Below are 17314 nucleotides of genomic sequence, written 5' to 3'. Positions count from 1 at the left end.
AGCGAACCACGAGTCCGCAAACGTCGCCCAAAAATTTACCCCTTGATGACTAAAACCCGGCATGAGTTACGCAAACAATTGCAAACTGCTTAAACTGCAAGGGTTCCGGCTTTTCTTAGTGCCATTCGGTAGAGTAGGTTTTACCAGACCCAGGCGCACCTATTACCAGTGTTCCCCTTTCGGCATTGGGAAACCAAACACTAGGAGATGCACCTAACATTGTTTGCAGATTAGTAATTAGCGATCGCCATTTACCTTTTACCCAATAGCGAGGAGTACCAGACCACAGGGTAACTTTATTGTGTTTATGCTCCTTGATTTGCTTGAGTGCTAGGTTAGTTGCTGCTAGTTTCTCGCTAATACCGGAGACTTTACCAGTGGTAATTTTTCCCTTACCAGTACCACTGATTTGCAACAACAGTATAACGAACAGTATTCCACCTACCATCATCCAACCTTGGGGATTGTTATACTGCTGAAACAACTTGCCAAAGTCAATGCTAGCCTCTTGTGTTTGTAAGGATGACACTTCAATTAATGTCGAGTTAGCAGTGATCTGGTTGTGTGGTAGATTTTTCTGGTAAATGTTCATAGCAGTGAAGTATGCATTTAACAGAAATTTTAGCTACCAAGTGAAAGCTAAAGTATTGACCTTCTGGACATTTTTTTAGAGGTCTTAAGAGAAGCGATTGTGATTTGAAACAAAAAATGATTATCGTGTAGGGATGGAAGGAGTGAGAGGAGCGTCGTTCGTCAGACATTGCAAATTAGCAATGTCTAATTCTAGAATTCTAAAGATAACGAGCAAGCAATTCCTGAGCAGCTTGCTTGTGTTTTTCCACCAATTCCTTCGGTGTAAGGAATTGAGCGCTACCCATAAAGCGATAAACCCAACGGCTAAATTCCGTCAGCGATCGCGATGGAAGTTTGAGTCTGTAATCTAGGTAGCTTGGTTTTCCATCTGGAGTTTTCGCTCCAAAAGAAATTTTCTGGCTTTTATGGCGTTTTTCGCCTTCTTGAATAAACACCATAACATCAGGGAAGAAGCGCACGGTTACTTTAACAAAATCTAATTTTCCCTGTCGCTCTAAACTTTGTTCTTCTTGTTTACCTAAATATAACCCCCAGCCATTCTCCAGTAGTTGATGTGCGACTTGGAGGCTTTGCCATTGTTCTGTTGAATCCCGTCCTTTAGAGTCAAGCAACTTAAAGTGTTCGGTAAACCTATCCAACCTTGAGATAGCTAAATGTCCATTCTGACAATCTTCATGCAATAGATACCAAGCTATATCTGAATAGATAAGTTGTAAAGGGTAAATATTTAAAAACTCAGTAATACCTTTTTGATAAGCATTGCGACTGCGATAAATTTCTATTGCCTGGCCCCGAATAATAGCGCTTTCTAGCTGTTCTAGTTTCTCAAAAAGGGTGCCACGATACTTGCTATCAGCCATCATTTCTTCTGGGTCAGTGTAAATAATTGCTCGATTGATTTGCGCCCGCACTGGATAGGCAAATTGGTCTGCTAAGTTCAGTCCCCGCAATCGTCGCATCAATATCTGATAAATTTTGTTAACTTGCGGATCTTGTTGATATTTTGCTTGAGAACTCAAGGCATTGAACGCAACCTGTAATTCGACCAGACTCATTGCACCAGTCCCCAGATAATAACCCCAACGATACATACGGTTGTCTAGGATATTGTAGTGACGCAATGTCCGCAAATCTTTTCGCAGCGTGTGTAGTGAGTAAGCTGGCAAATCAATACCGCAGTCACGAGCAACTTCCTGCAAACGCACCGACACCTCAGTAAGTGCATCATGATAACCCCCAGATTTTGTATCGATTGAATCATTAAAATCACTGTTGCCCACTCCGGGATAACGCACAAAAGTCGCAATCAGTAGCATCAACCGTTCAAACGCCTGGAGGTCAGTATAAAGATGAGCAATAGACTTCTTGGGCATTTTGACCTGTCAAGTAAAAGAAAATATTCAACTAGTACTTAAATTAACCTCTCAAAGCTCTACTAGTCTTGCTTTTTAGGTAATTTTAAATAATCAAATAAATACTCGGATTTAATGGATTTCTTGAAATTCCTTTTGCTACTATGCAGTTTATACAAGGTAAATCAAGGGATTCAGGCTACATTGCACTCAAACGGCAGAAGTACTAGACCGATATCTTAAATAGATAATTTCCCGCGTAAATTGTAGATATAGTGTAAAAATAGTTACTTAAAAACCTTTGCAGGGAATCTTAAGTATAGAGATACTTTTTTGTCAGGGCAGCAACCGAACTTTGTTGGTTGTCTGGTTAGTAAAAATTGAACAAGAAAGCAGAGGGAAAAAGGCAGAAGGGATAAATCCCTTCTCCGATTGCCCGATAGCCCAGCGTTAGCGACGCAGTTTAACTAAGTTAGTTATCTACTAAATAATGACTACTTTTAACTTCTCTATACCAACACAAACGCAACATCTTTGGCAGGAAATTTCATCACATTGGTCTCATTCCAATCGTCCCAAAGGGCAGCGATTTTTGGGTAGCATTCAGATTAATCAAAAAGATACAGACCAAGTTTTAGATGTTGTAGGCTATAACTTGAGGAACCTAAGTACAGTTACTTATAATAAGTTATATGAAAGATTCGATGAACCTAAGCAGAACTGGCTGAAAATTCTAACTTTTGCTCTATCTGAGTATGCATATTATTATTCAAGCGTTGAAGAAAAATTTTGGTATGGTTTTTGTCAAAAGTTAAAACTTTCGTGTAATCGAAGCCTAGAGAAGACACTACGTCGGATTGTTGGTGATGGGTTTGACCTACTTGGTCTTGTCAAAGCTAAAGGAGGGTATCCCTATGTATCAACCTTATGGCTGCAAAGTGGTATTCCTCAACAAAACCTCAATCATTTTGCCCACTTAGTTCAGGAATTCTCAAATGAATATAGATGGTGGGAAATTGCCCATAGCTCATGTGAAGATATTTCTGAAGAACTGTTTGATTTTTGTCAAGAAAAGCATCCTCAATGGGCTACTCTAATTCATTTTCTCAAAGCTAGTTGCCCGCAGAAAGAAAACGAGGAAGTTGAACCAATCTCCGGGCAGTTACTTCAAGGTATTGCTATTATTGCTGTTGAACTTGAACGTCAAGGAACATTACCGGAAGCGCTGAAAGATGACAATAAGCGCGAAAAGCTGCTGAGAAACTATTACTTACCAAACAATTTTTTCTTGAGGGATTGGAACAGTCTAATTCAGGTTTTAACTCCTAAACAGCGTCGTTTTGGTAATAGCCGTAAAATAATTAGTCGTCGCCAAAAGCCTCTATCACTGGTTTTAGATGTTACTGAATCATTGAATATGCAGCTAGTGCTGCCAGAACAAAGCCTTTGGAAGAAAGATTGGGAACGCTTAAGTGGTACTTTCTGCCAAATTCCAGCAGCACATTGGGAAGGTACTATTCCCAATAATCCAGGATTAATGATTCCCGAACAAGTTGTAAATATCAAAAGTGGGGCTGAACTATGGGAATGGCAACTCTTAGATCATCGAAAAAATTGCTTAAATGAGTGGAAGCTTGAGGGTGTAGCCAGGAATCTGCCTTGTTTAATATTCGATGCTGGGACAGGCGAACACTTAAATTTAGACTCTACTAATCCTAGCATCAGGGGAGCCAAAGAAATTATTTTCTTTACTCCTAAAGGCGTTTGTCTAGACTTTGGTAATGGTATTGAAATTGTAGATACTTGTGTACCATCTAGTATTAGAGGCTGGCAAGGTAAACAGCTTACACTGACAACGAAAGAATCATCAATTATCTTCATAGCTTTCTCCGATGAAGAGATTACTACATTCCGAACGATTAGCTGGAAACTTTCTTTTGAGGAACAACCAAGCTTAAGAGGACTGAAGCTCAAGGGTAAAAAATCTGTTTATCTAGAAATTCCCACGTTCTGGTATCCGCCTATTGAGGGACAAATATCCTTAAATGTTTCTATCGAAAATATCACCCATCAAAAAACAATTATTACTACAACTGAAATAATACAACCAAGCGATAAATGGCAAGCAATTCCTCTCGATAAATGGATTATTGAACCAGGTCAATATGAAGCCCGCTTTTGGAATCAATTTCATCGCTGGTCATATAAGTTTGAAACTCAGTCCAACTATCAGATGGCTAGCAAGCCAGAAATTAACAATTTACTAATTAGTAGCAGTTCGCAAGGACAAGTAGAAAACTTACCTATTCATAATAGTTCTGCTGATACTTTTTGGGCAGAAGAAATTAAAATGAAAGGTCTTTTACCTCTAGAAATTATCAGTTTATCTTTATATGATAGGCAGGAAACTGTATTTTCTCAGTGTCAAGCAGATTCATTGGGTAATTTACACATAAACTTGGCATCTTTTTATAATTTATTATCTCCTGATTCTAATTGGTATGCTTTAGATTTCCAGAGGATAGGTGGAGAAACACAACGTTTAATAGAAATGGAAGTTGCTTCCCTGGTAATTAGCTGCACTTGGGATAATCAAGCAGTTCAAATATCTGGTTTATTATCTAACGAACTTTATTATCTTTCATGCTGGAATTTACTCTTACCTGAAAATTCGCCAGTAGAAATTAAAATTTACCCAGTTTCGTCAAATGAAGATAGAATCAATATTCCGTTAAAATTGCAACCTGGAATTTATAATATTCAGATATTAGGCTCACGTAAACTACGACATAACCTTGGTTGGTGGTGTAATAGCAATCAAAATGATTTACCGGATGAAACTTTAGAAAATGAAGATTTGGCAGATTACTGCTACACCATTCTAGGTAATGAATCTGTTAGTGATTTTGTGAAATCTGCCAATAAATATGACTATGACCCCTATTTATTACAAACAGCTATTGATAGCCTGAAAAATTTACCCTGCTATCTTCCAGAATGGTTGCAGATTAATTCTCTTACAGAGAAACTCCAAGCTCTTGTTGAAAATCTAAAAGTCAAGTTGAAAAGTCCGGGAAGTACGCAAAAAGTAACAATATCAAAAGGAGCGAATACTTTTCACGTAGCAGCTATTCAAGAAAATTGGTTATTAATAAGGTTAACAAACCCTAAAAAACGAAATTTTGTTTTTAAACAAATAGAAATAAACATTGAAAAAAATCATCGGCAGAAAAAAAATTTAATTATTCATCTTCCTAAACAAACTGTTTACGATGATATTCTATTATTAAAATACAAAAATATAAATATAAATGATATTAACAGCTATATACCTTTAGAATACATTCAACAAACTCAGCCTTTAACCTCCAATGAGGCTCAAAATATTTTAAAAGCATAAAATCATGTTAGCCGAAAAAATTACTCAACTACTCAGCAATCATCGTCATTCCGATAATCGGACAATTCCACAGTCTTTAACAAAGCATCAGATTATTTCGCTGCTAGTTTCAAGTCTTTCTCCCAACGAATCTCAAGAAAACCTAACAGATACAATTCAAAATACTCTAAATGAATTGCAAGCAGAAGGTGAAATATTAGCAGGAACGCGAAACCATTACTGCATTGCTCCTCCGATGGTTTTAGCCCAGAATAAAGAAGATTTAACAAGTTTGCTATTTCGGGGCGATCGCGCTTATTTGACTCTGGCTCATCAAGTCCTAGAAAGTCAACAAAACCCTCCAAATCCTTTAGTGTTACGCCCTCAAAGTAATCAATTTCATAGGATTAAAAACCGTCTTAATCAAGTTGGTATTTGTTTGCTGACTATTTCAGATAGTATTGAAAATTTCCCAATGCCAAGAAAAGCCTTGAAATCGGAGTTGCGTTCAACTTGGACAGAAGACCCTTTTTCTATCAAAAATTGGCAAAATGGAAGCTATATTCAGCGATACGTACCCTGTAATGAAGCGCAGAAAGAACGTTGGCGCAATCCGAGCCGCGAAAGTATCAAAAATGAAGATATATTGCACTTACCCACAGGTGAATATCTCTGGTTTGAAGACCAAAATTTTTATGAATTAGAGCCAGATTTAGCTATTTTAGCCATGTTCTACCAGGACAAACAAATGGGATGCCCTTTAAAAGTAATTTGGGATGAACCTCCAGGAAAGTTAAATTTGCAAGGTGTCTATCTTCCCAGTATCTATGCACGGTGGTTATGGCATATTTCTGAGCCTGGAGAAGAATACAGAACTCGAAATTTTCAATCAAAAAACTGGCCACTTGTAAAAGAAGCATTTAAACGTTTAGGAGCTAAATTAGTATGACTAAATATCTAGATCCAATCGCAGCAGTTGAACAACCCCGTGCAGACTTTATTCGCTATTTACTTACAGCTTACCCCCTACGTGACCCCCATCTCCGCTACGGTTTTAAGCAATTATTAGAGCAACCTGGAAACCTTTGGCAACATCCTTACCTCGAAGGTTCCCAGCCATATAAATCAAGTCTTAGTATCAATGATTTGGTCGAACAAGGGGTTTTACACCCTGAGATGGCAACACTATTTATACCTAGTAGCCGTCGGTTGTACGAACATCAAGAAAAAGCTATCCGCGCAGTTGTAGAACAACAGCAAAATATAGTCGTTGCAACTGGTACAGGTTCGGGAAAAACTGAGTGTTTTCTGACACCCATGCTCGATATGCTGCTGAAAGAAGGAGATAATTTATCGCTTGCTGGAGTGCGGGTGCTAATTTTATACCCGATGAACGCTCTGGTAAATGACCAAGTTAAACGTCTGCGGCAATTGTTATGTCGCCAAAAGACGACAACCAAAACTAAATTTGGATTCTACACCAGTCGCACCGAAAAAGACAAAGGTAAAGCAATAGAGTCATTAAGAGAAGAATTTGCAGCTTACGATCCAGAAGAACTACGGCAATTATTTACCTCGGCTGAAATAAAATCTATAAAAGATGAGGAATTAATTGATAAAGCTATTGAAAAAACTAGCCAAGTGCAATTACTTTCAAGAGAAGAAATGTGGGAAGCACCACCCCATATTTTAATTACCAACTACTCCATGCTGGAGCATATGTTGATTCGGCCCAAGGAGCGAGAAAAAATTTTTGAGGCTTCAGTAAATACTTTCAAAATGTTAGTAGTAGATGAAGCTCACACCTATGATGGTGCTAAGGGTAGTGAAGTTTCCATGCTATTAGAGCGTTTTAAAGCTTCCGTAGGTGTGGAACAAAAAGGTAAAATTCGCTGCATCGCTACCAGTGCCAGCTTAGGAGATGCTTCGGTTGATGATAAAGTTATCGCATTTGCAGGAGAGTTTTTTGGTGAAACTTTTAGTCAAGTAATTCGCGGTCAGCGTCTCAATGCCAAAGACCGATTAGGCAAACCTTATACCCTACCTGCTGCACTTACTAATGAAGAAATTATACAATATTTAAGTATTATTGAATTACCACAACAAGGTTCTCCAATTAGTTCTTGGTTTGACCCACTAAGCGCTATTGTACCCGAACAACAACTAAAATTAGCTGAGTCGCAAGCTGATAGCGATATCCACAAATTCCTCTGGTTTGCTCTCAAGGGACATCCCTTAATACATCGACTGATTAATATACTTTGTCGCGAACCTAAACCTTGGGAAGAAATAGTTCGCTCTACAGAATTATGGGGTGTAAATCTGCCAATTAAATTAGATGGTAGCGTTGATGATACAGATGCAGAAGTTGCACTAGCTCATTTGCTGCAAATAGGTACTCTCGCTCGTGCAAATCCAGATGATTTACCTTTACTTCCTGTGAGATTGCATCTTTTATTTCGCAGTTTAGAGGGACTTTATGCCTGTATTAATCCCAAATGTTCGGGAGCAGCGCACGACCCAATTTATTCAGACCGTGAAGTACGGTATGGGCAACTTTATTTGAATGAGAAAAAAACCTGTGAATGCTGTGGTTCCCCTGTATTAGAATTGGGTAGTTGTTCTCAATGCGGTCAGGGTTATGTATTTACTCAACGTCAAGATTCGGGAGAACTAGAATCTCTACCCAGATCAATTCAAGCATTAAAGGATAATACCAAGATTTACACTTTGACTTCTGGCAATTTAGACAGTGTAACAGAAGAAGAGGAAATGGGTGAAGATGAAGAGGAACAAGAATCAACAACACTAAAAACTTTTAAATTTGAACTTCAGAAGCATGGCTGGATTGGTAAACTTTCAGATGAAACGTTTACAAACAAAGTAACACCAGAAAATGAATTTATTTTAGCATGGCATCGCAAAAAAAATGACGGAGATGAAGGCGGTTGTTATTTAAACAGATGTGCTGCTTGTGGTGCTGGAACTGGGCGCACTACTCTAGCAATTAATCGATTTGTGACTTATACAGATGGCCCATTAGAGGCGATGCTTGATAGTCTATTTGAACTACTACCAGAAACAGAAAAGACTGATAAAAACTCTTCAAAGCGGAAAATACTTACCTTTTCCGATGGTCGTCAAGATGCAGCCTTTTTTGCCTCCGACTATCAACGTACCCATACCGAAATGCTATATCGACAGATGCTTTGGCAAGCATTTAATCAGATAAAAAATGCTGAAGGTATTACATCTGTTAATCAATTAATTAACCAACTGAAAGCAGAATTTTTAGAATTTTATATTCCTCACCCTGATCGAAAATCTGATGTAAATTATAAAAGCTACCGTCCTAACGATCCAGAAGAGGAACCTAAAGATAGAAAAAATAAAATAGATGCGGAAGATTTAGCTCAGAAACGAGCTAAGGAAATATTAGTTAAGGAATTTGCTCTTTATTTTAACCGTCGTTTAACCTTAGAAGCATTTGCATTGTTAACTTGTCATATAGAATTGGAGAAGCATTTAATAGAGTCAGTTGCTGGTAAATTTGAAATCAGCAATGATGAGGCGCAGATTTTATTGACAGTTATTACTGACATCATCCGTCGCACAGGAATTGTTAGCATTGAAGGCTCATCCAGCTACTTTCAAGAAACCGGAGGCGATGGTCGCCGTCCCGAAATGATAGATGCTCAGGGTAAGTCTAAAAATTACCTATTTTTAGAAAAATCAGATGATGACACAAAAAAATATAAAGACTCTCCCTCTTTTATGCCTTGGAAACAAGGAAAGGTGAGAAAACCACCAAATCGCTTGGGTTGGTACTTCTTACAAATATTTGGCGAAGAGGAACTTCCTAATAAAGAAGATTTTATATGGCTTTTCCGGCAACTTCAAGACTTTGGCTTACTTGTTTCAGCTAAAAAGGGATTTCAACTCAACTGGGGACTGTTAAATATTTTTGAGACGCGGCAAGATTGGTATAAATGTAATTGCTGCCAGCAGATTTTTCATGTTCCAAGTTTATCAAAAATCACTCTTGGAAAACTTAGCGTTCAAAGATGTTCGGCTTATAAATGTGGTGGTACTCTTGAGTCTTACACACCTGAAAAAATTGAACAAACCTCTGCCGAACATTACCAGCAGTATTTAATTAAACAACGCTTACCCTTGCCACTGCGATCGCAAGAACATACAGCACAGCTAGGTGTTGCAGAACTAGAAAAACGCGAAAATCGTTTTCGCCAAGGTCGCATCAATATGCTCAGTTGTTCGACAACCTTAGAAATGGGTGTAGATATTGGTGAGTTGCAAGCGGTGGTTCTTCGCAATTTCCCTCCCCATGTTAGCAACTACCAGCAACGAGCCGGACGCGCTGGACGACGCACAGATGGTGTAGCTATTACTTTAATGTATGGGCAACGCCGTCCCCACGACCGCTTTTATTTTGAGCAACCAAAAGAGTTAATTGCTGGTAGCAATCAAATTCCCAAGCTTGATTCTGCTAACTTCCAAATACAGCAGCGTCACATTCATGCTGAGTTACTAGCTGCATTTTTACGAGAAAACTGGAATCTCAGTGCAGAAGAAATAAAAATAGCAGAGTTTTTGGATTTACCACTAGAAAATCCTGCTTCCTCTGAAAATTTCACTCCTGCTGCTGAAGCCAAGATTTGTAAGTTACAACAATGGCTAAATAGCGATGAAGCAGCAGAGCTAGCCGTGCAGTGGCTAACTCGGTTAGGTAGCTCCGAAAGTCAAGCAGCTATAGTGCTGAGAGGCTTTAAAGATGGGATTGAAGATTTTCAAGAGCAGCAACTTCAAGATTGGAATAGTTTAGCGGAAGATATGCTTGAACTACGAAACCGCATTACCGATCCATCTGAAACAAAAAATTTAGAGAAAATAGCCAGACTTATTGCTGGGACAAAGCGCGAACTTGATAAAATAGGCTCTCGTCGCCTACACAACGAACTAGCGCAAGCCAGTATCCTACCAATTTATGGTTTTCCTATTGACGTAGTTCGCCTTTTGACCGGGGAAAGCAATGAGTATAATTCCGCACAAGGAAAACATCGACTAGAACGCGATCGCCGACTTGCTCTTGGTGAATATGCTCCAGATCAAGAAATAATAGTAGATGACCGAATGTACAAAAGTGTTGGCATTCTTAAACCAACAGAATTAGAACAAAAGTTCTATTGGGTTTGTCAAAATTGCAATCATTTTTTAGATGCTAATACGGGAGATGAACTAGTAGAATCCTGTCCCGTCTGCGGTGATGAGCCATCTTCACCTGCGGCTAAAAAAATGAAACTTTACAAGGTTCCCAAAGCATTTACAACTGATTGGGAAAAACTTCCAGAAGTCACTCCCTATATCAAACCGCAGCGTCAACCAGTATCTCAGATTTTCTTAATAAATGATGGGGATTTATCAGAAACCTTACCTCCACAATTGGGTTTGTATACTCTTACTGTTAGCAAAGGTGGAAATTTCTTTTTAGCTAATCAAGGTTCCTATGGTAAAGACAAAGGGTTTGATAGAAAAGGATTTGCAATTTGTACTACCTGTGGACGCGATTTGAGCGATTTATTACCCAAAGGAGAAACGAAAAAAAGCCGGGGTAAAAAAGGGGCCAATAAAAACTCTGCAACTAGCCAACAATCATCGCAAATTCCTCATACTCATCCCAGAACAGGAAAACCATGTTCTGGCCGCTATACATTGATGCATTTGGGACATGAATTTTGTAGCGATTTACTAAAAATTGTCTTTGACTCCAAAACTGAACCCACACCCCTGTTCGGCGAAGACGGAGAACGCGAAGATGACGGCGAAATTTTTACCAATACAAAAAATCGCAACCGAGGTTTAGAATTTTGGCGTTCTCTCACTTATGCATTGTTAGCAGCAGCAGCCCAAGTAATTGACGTACCGCGTACAGAATTAGATGGGCTGTTTACGCCTCGTTCGGACAAACGCGCTAACATTATTATTTATGACAATGTGCCTGGAGGGGCAGGATACAGCCGTCGCGTTGCCGAACGCTTTGATGAAGTTTTAAAGACAGCATTAAAAATAGTTTCATCATGCAACTGTGCAACTAGTTGTTATGACTGTTTGCAAACTTACTCAAACCAGCCATTTCACAACCAATTTAACCGTCATTTAGTGGCAGATTTTCTTATACCGATAGTTGAGCAAGTCAGTCCAGATGAAGAATTACAAAAATTTGCTCCCAACTCTAACAGAATAAGTTTGTCTCTCATCGCAGATATCTTACCAGCAGTTTGCCGAGCAGCTGCACCAGATACTTTAATTTATTTACCCAAACTAATCGATGAGTTTGGTTTAAATAAAGGTTCAAATTTGCCTTGGTTAAATCTGCTTACAGATGCAGTTTACTCTATGAGACCGATTAATAAGCCACTTGAATTAATAGTAAACCATTTGCCAGACCCGAATACACTTTCAGATGCTTCTTTAGACCAACGAAATCACCTCAAGGTTTGGCGAAAACGCTTACAACAGTTGATAGACCAAGGTTTAGTAAAACTTTACCAGGTTTGTGCTGAAAATTTACATCAGGATGTCCCAACTCTCTGTTTCAATAGCAACCAAAGTAATCGTATTGCACTGTCATTGCAGCAATTCTCAAACAATGAACCATCAACATGGTTTCAAACCCGAAGCCCAGAAGGTGTTAAAACAGTTTTTAGTCGGTTAGAAAAATTACGCCAGGAAGCAAGACTTGTTCAAGCAACTGAGTTAGAAGATATAAACACTACCGTAATCTTCTTAAACCCCTCTGAGAAGGAATGGCGCGGTGACTTCAGCATGTCAGAACTTAGAAATAAACTGAGATTAGAGGCTGCTTTATCTGGAAGCGAGGTGACGAAGATTATCTACCGCGATCGCTATCTGAGGGAAGAAGGGGCTTCCATTTTAGTTGAATTATTAAAATGGGGTGGATTTGATACTCAATCTCATGTCGAAATTCTCACAACTGAAGATAAGGATGCTAAGAACGCTTTTACCATAGAGAAAGAGCTTAAAAAAATATTTGTTCAACTCCAACCGAATGAAAATAATTTGTCGATTCGAGTTAAACGCTCAGTTGATTTCAAACAATGGAGTCACCTTATTCCTCACGGTCGCGTTCTGGAAATCTACCGACAAGACGGACTGCATTATCAAGTGATTTTTGACATCGGGATGACCTTTTTAGCAAGAGAGCGCGGAAAATATCGTGTTAAATTTACTACTTATGTAGTAGTTGAGAAAACCATTTAAAATTTGAGGATGGCGAAGAATTGGCGTTGCACAATAGAGGGCTGTATTATCCATAAATTTCACTTTTACTAAATTAAAGGAACCATATACTTAACCCAGTTTTTGGTTAGACTGGCACTCACATCCCATCTATTGCATTTTCTTACCTCAGTGTTAGCCTCATGGGTGCGACCTCGCAACAGGAGTAGAAAGCATTAGCACTTAAAACGCTTGTGGTAATACACTTTTAACTTAAACACACAAGCGTTTCTTACTTTTAACATAATCGCTATATTTCATCTTCTGTCTAACAAAAATGGCTAACTGAAGTCTAACATTTAGCTAGACTTCAGTTAGACGAAAGGCATTGAGCCGAGATCCGCTATCAGAACCGCGCGAAAATGAATGGAAATACTTTATTTTATGGCGTAATTTAAATCTGTGGTGGAGAGTAATTGCCTCATAAACAACGATTTGTAAATAAGTTTTGAGGCTAACGCCTCATGCGTTGGGCAATCATATTTATGTAGTCCAATGGTTAAATCTAGGGTTTCAAACAACTCTAATCGCTCCAATCAATCTACTGCCAAAACTGCTGCTTCTAATCCCAAAGCTAATACCAAAACTCAAGCAGCTAAATCTAAAGCTCCTAACACTCAATTGTCAGACCTTGATATTGACGATATTGACCCAGAACTTCTCAGCGACAGTTATAACCAAGTTAGACGACCGTTACTGCCTTACGGCATTGTCGTTAATGACAAACCCGCCGGACTTCTAATTCCAGAAGACCAGTTAGAAAAGGCTGGCTGGCTTGATATGCCTGATGAAAACGACCTAACTATTGTCACCCTAACTGAAGATGTTACTGGACTTTTAATTACTCAAGCACGGTTACTAGTTTTAGCTTTTGTGCCAGAATATATCCGTTATAAATCAGATGTTGAAGACTTAGGTGGTTCTTTTGTTGGGCTTTATGATGAATACAAGCATAACCTTGACAAGAAAACAATGGATGTGTGTTCAGAACATGCACTGGTGTTTCTGGATGAGGATAATCAACCCCTGCATACTACTCCTGTCGTTGTCCGCTTTAAGAATGTAGCTCTCTGGAGTTTTAAGTCGGTGCGTGAGGAGTTTTACCGTTCTTTGGAGAAAACCTTTGCTGACTATTTCCAAGTGCCATTTAGTGGCAAAAACGATAGGTGGCGTAGCTTAGGTGTACTGTCAGTCGAGTTCAAAGCTGTCAAAGAGGGCGAAGGTAAGAATAAACACGACTGTTGTAAAACTGTAGACTATACCAAACCTACCGTTGAAAATCTGTCTCAATTTTATTTGGGTCAACCCACAGCTAAAGCCCTAATTTGGCAACAACATAATGCGATCGCTGGTTTTAATGAACCTCAATCCCTACCTGCTTTACCGGGAGAATCGGTATCTGTTGACGTGGAAGTATTGCCACCAAATAAGAATAGGAACAAAACTCAAAGCGTTCGGAAATCGAAACCAGCGACCAAGCCACCTCGCAAAATTCAACTTATTGACGATGACGACTTCCTCGATGAAACCGACGATTTGGAAGCTGAGTTACACGATGATGATTTTGAGGAAGAAGACGATGAACTGGATGATGAGGAATAGTCCAATGCAACTATAGCGTCTGTGCTGGTAAACTACCCAGTACTCAGTGCTGAGTCATGAGTTCTGAGTAAATTAAAAGTCACTCAGTACTTATGTACCTGGTACATGCCCCGCACGGCAGTTGCTCCACTTGTGTGCGGCCAAGTTTTAACTCAGCACGGGCTAAACCTTAGCTATCCGCTAACAGCACTCTTCATCCACCACTGACCTAGATACCGATTTAATGGGAATTTCCTAGAGGTTTTAGATGAAAATACCCTGCCGTAGCTAAGAAGACTATGGCAGAGTTTTTCCCCGCTTTCGAGTTACAGCAGATTTCAAGTTGGTAAAGTACACAACCTAAGTCTCAAAACCTGGCGTAAAGCCTGTTTTACTTCTGAATTCTGACTCCTGAATTCTGAATTCTACTGTATCAACTTTGATATTTTTTACTATTAGTGAAAAGCTGACTATCAGCAAGTTGATAGCCAGTGCCATTGAAACAAAAATTCAATTGACGTAGCTGCTCTTGCTCGGTTTGCAGTACCTTAATGCACGGTAATGCCTGACCTCGGTTCTCTCCCACTTCTAACAAATGCTTACCTGGTGGCAGATTGGGATTCAAGTAACTCAAGAATACCTGAGTAATTGGTCTGTCCTTTCTGAGCCAGTAACCAGTATACAGACATCCCAAAGCACCACAGACATCAGGCGTATTCAAGTTGAAAACTGCCAACCTGCCGTCTTTCCCTTCCACACTCCAAGCCAGTATATTTTTAGCAGATACTTTGGCATTCAACTCTGTATTTTCTACAATCACCTGTTCAACGACTGTCGCAGGCAGAACATTAGCAGCTTTGTTCCAAGTAACGGTTGCCGCATTTAAGCTACAGCCCCCTAAGCTCATGAGAATTGACAGCAACAAAAAGATGCCCAAACCAATGCGAAACCAATGAATCCAGTAGCGTACCCTCATAGAAGGTGCTGGTAATTGATATGCAGTTGTCTTCAGTGGTTGAGACTGACTAGGGGAGGCGGAGTCAGAATAAACTCCCTTTCCTTCCTCTGTTTGCCCAAAGTGTATTTTTGAATTGGTATCAGTATCAAATGTTTCTTTTATCTCATGAAGTGAAGTAATAGAAGTTTTAGATAAATCTTTCATCCTCTACCTCCCATTTTCAGTATTTTTAGCAGTGCTGATGTAGCTAGAATTTACATTGGGAGAACAGGTCAGCGTTCCATTATCGGTATTACTGTTGCGATAACTAGCTAAAGCGGTTTTGCCGTAATCTTTGAGACTGAGGCGACCGAGGGCATCTGAGCCATTTCCATCAACTTTGCTGTAATCACCACCAAAATGCTTTTGAGCCACTCGTTCAATTAGGCGCTCGCCGGTAAATGGCTGTCCTGTAGCCGGATCGATTTGCTCTTGTGTTACTTGAATTTTGTTAGCCATATCAGCCATAAACGCCCTATCTTGGTCAGCTGGAGGAAAAAACTCAAATAGTTCAGCCTCTGTTGGTTGATGCCCTTGCCCCACTTGACTCAAGAACTCTTGACCTCCAGGCTTTAGAGCAATTAACTGCACTGCGTAGGGGTTATAACTCATGAACTGGTAGCGACCAAGAGCGCGACCACAATTTAACCCCCCATCCGCACAGGTATGTATGCCAACTGCTTTGTAATCCCCGCTACCAGCGCTCTCAATCTCCGCGATCGCATTTGAGAGCGATCGCAAATCAATACCAGAGAATGATTGACCTGTTATCGACCGACTACCATTACTGAACGCGCATGGATTAATCTTCTCTCTTACTCCAGTACGGTTGGTAGTATTAGCTTTAGGCTCTCTTGTCGCTCCAGTTGGTAAAGATGCAGTATTTGTCCTCTGTTCACTCAAATTGCCTACAAATATCAGGGAGTTAACCTTGTAGCTGAAAAAAGGAACAGGCCCAATAAAATAAGGTGTACAACCCATTCGCCAAGCACAAAACCGAAAGAACAAAGCCGTATCTACCGTATCAGTGGTTTCATCTGGCTCCATTACCACCACCTTAAAAGCTTTACCAAACGGTAGCCTTCCTGTTGGTTCCCGACCGTTATTCACTGCTTTCAGGATACCCCGCCCGCCCTCGACTTCTTGGTATTTACCGGAAATCCACTGTTTACCTTCTAACTTACTGCGATGGCGGAACGCCCACCTTCGGTGATCGCTACGACCTGTATTCTCCAAATCATCCAGTTCTAAATAAGCGCAGTCTTTTTCAGTACAAGGGACAGAAAACCCTTGCACGTCTGAACCAGAAATCGTATTGTTACGGCGGTTTTCTGTTGGCCCATAAACTACATCAATCCGCATTACCAAGCTACCAATTTCAGTGATGGGATTAGGCATTAATCCTAAAGGTACTTGTCCCAAACCAGGAATATCCGAAACATTGCTATTCATCCAACCTGTAAATTGTTGTAGCTGTACTGCATCTAAGTTAGGAATTGAAGAGATAGAAAACTCTGACAAGTCGATTTCTCCCAGCTTCATTTGCCCAACTTCATACTGTGTTAGTACCTGAGCTAGTGTTAAATTAGATGCAGCAATTCCCTTTGATTTTAGTAAGGTTGCAACAGGTGTAATATTGTTTACTCGTGTATTAGCTAATTCTGGAACAACCTGAGCTAAATGGCTCAATGTCTGCTCCCCAATCAGGGGAAATTCACTCAAGGCAATTTGGTTTAAATCTATACTGTTAATGCCTGTGTTCGCCTCTGGTTGTGTGGGGAGAGCGATCGCTTGGATCGCCTGCAAAGAAAACTCCTCTGCCTGTAATGCTTCACTGATATCTCCTAACTTCAAATATTGGTCAGGAGTCATACCCACATTCCAAGTGCGACTCAAGTCATAACCTAGCGTCTGGCTGTAGGGACTGCCATCAATTGCACCGGATTGACTGATACCTGGTAGCTGGGCCAGAGAAATGCGGCTCCAGTCTGGCAGCAAAACTTTAGTAGCAGGTAGTCGAGACTGAGGATTTGCAACTTCTACAATTCGAGTCGGTAAATTGCCATCACCAAATGTGTTGATTGTAGCTTGTGC

The 17314-nt window shown here is 39.9% G+C and carries 8 protein-coding genes; 4 read left to right on the top strand and 4 right to left on the bottom strand.

Annotation, left to right across the window (positions count from 1 at the left end):
* Positions 1-115: 115 nt before the first annotated feature.
* A complete protein-coding gene (locus CDG79_RS33440) occupies positions 116-592 on the bottom strand; it encodes a hypothetical protein (RefSeq protein WP_189525220.1) in 477 nt (158 codons plus the stop codon).
* A gap of 199 nt (positions 593-791) precedes the next feature.
* Positions 792-1967: a helix-turn-helix transcriptional regulator gene (locus tag CDG79_RS33435; RefSeq protein WP_094345955.1), complete on the bottom strand. Its 1176-nt coding sequence runs from the start codon at positions 1965-1967 to the stop codon at positions 792-794.
* Positions 1968-2436: 469 nt separating this feature from the next.
* Between CDG79_RS33435 and CDG79_RS33430 the strand changes: the two genes are divergently transcribed.
* The 4 genes from CDG79_RS33430 (at position 2437) to CDG79_RS42995 (ending at position 14244) form a co-directional block, all read left to right on the top strand.
* Positions 2437-5346, top strand: coding sequence for a hypothetical protein (locus CDG79_RS33430; protein ID WP_094345954.1), 2910 nt, complete (start codon positions 2437-2439; stop codon positions 5344-5346).
* Between the two features lie 4 nt (positions 5347-5350).
* Entirely contained in the window at positions 5351-6274 is a 924-nt protein-coding gene (locus CDG79_RS33425) for a hypothetical protein (RefSeq protein ID WP_094345953.1), read from the top strand.
* Positions 6271-12624: a DEAD/DEAH box helicase gene (locus CDG79_RS33420; protein ID WP_094345952.1), complete on the top strand. Its 6354-nt coding sequence runs from the start codon at positions 6271-6273 to the stop codon at positions 12622-12624. Before CDG79_RS33425 ends, CDG79_RS33420 begins: the two co-directional genes overlap by 4 nt.
* A 513-nt stretch (positions 12625-13137) precedes the next feature.
* Positions 13138-14244, top strand: coding sequence for a DUF5895 domain-containing protein (locus tag CDG79_RS42995; RefSeq protein WP_094345951.1), 1107 nt, complete (start codon positions 13138-13140; stop codon positions 14242-14244).
* A gap of 412 nt (positions 14245-14656) precedes the next feature.
* Here the strand turns inward: CDG79_RS42995 and CDG79_RS33410 are convergent, their stop codons facing one another.
* Together CDG79_RS33410 and CDG79_RS33405 are read right to left on the bottom strand one after the other, a co-directional pair.
* The gene (locus CDG79_RS33410) at positions 14657-15385 is read right to left on the bottom strand and encodes a hypothetical protein (RefSeq protein ID WP_094345950.1); all 729 of its coding nucleotides are present in this window, start codon (positions 15383-15385) and stop codon (positions 14657-14659) included.
* Between the two features lie 3 nt (positions 15386-15388).
* Positions 15389-17314: M23 family peptidase (locus CDG79_RS33405; protein WP_442946265.1), on the bottom strand; the 1926-nt coding region annotated here is incomplete at its 5' end.

The organism is Nostoc sp. 'Peltigera membranacea cyanobiont' 232 (assembly GCF_002245985.1).
In the GTDB taxonomy this organism is placed as follows: domain Bacteria; phylum Cyanobacteriota; class Cyanobacteriia; order Cyanobacteriales; family Nostocaceae; genus Nostoc.
The sequence above is the reverse complement of the archived record's forward strand: the minus strand, read 5'-3'. Positions and strand labels throughout refer to the sequence as shown.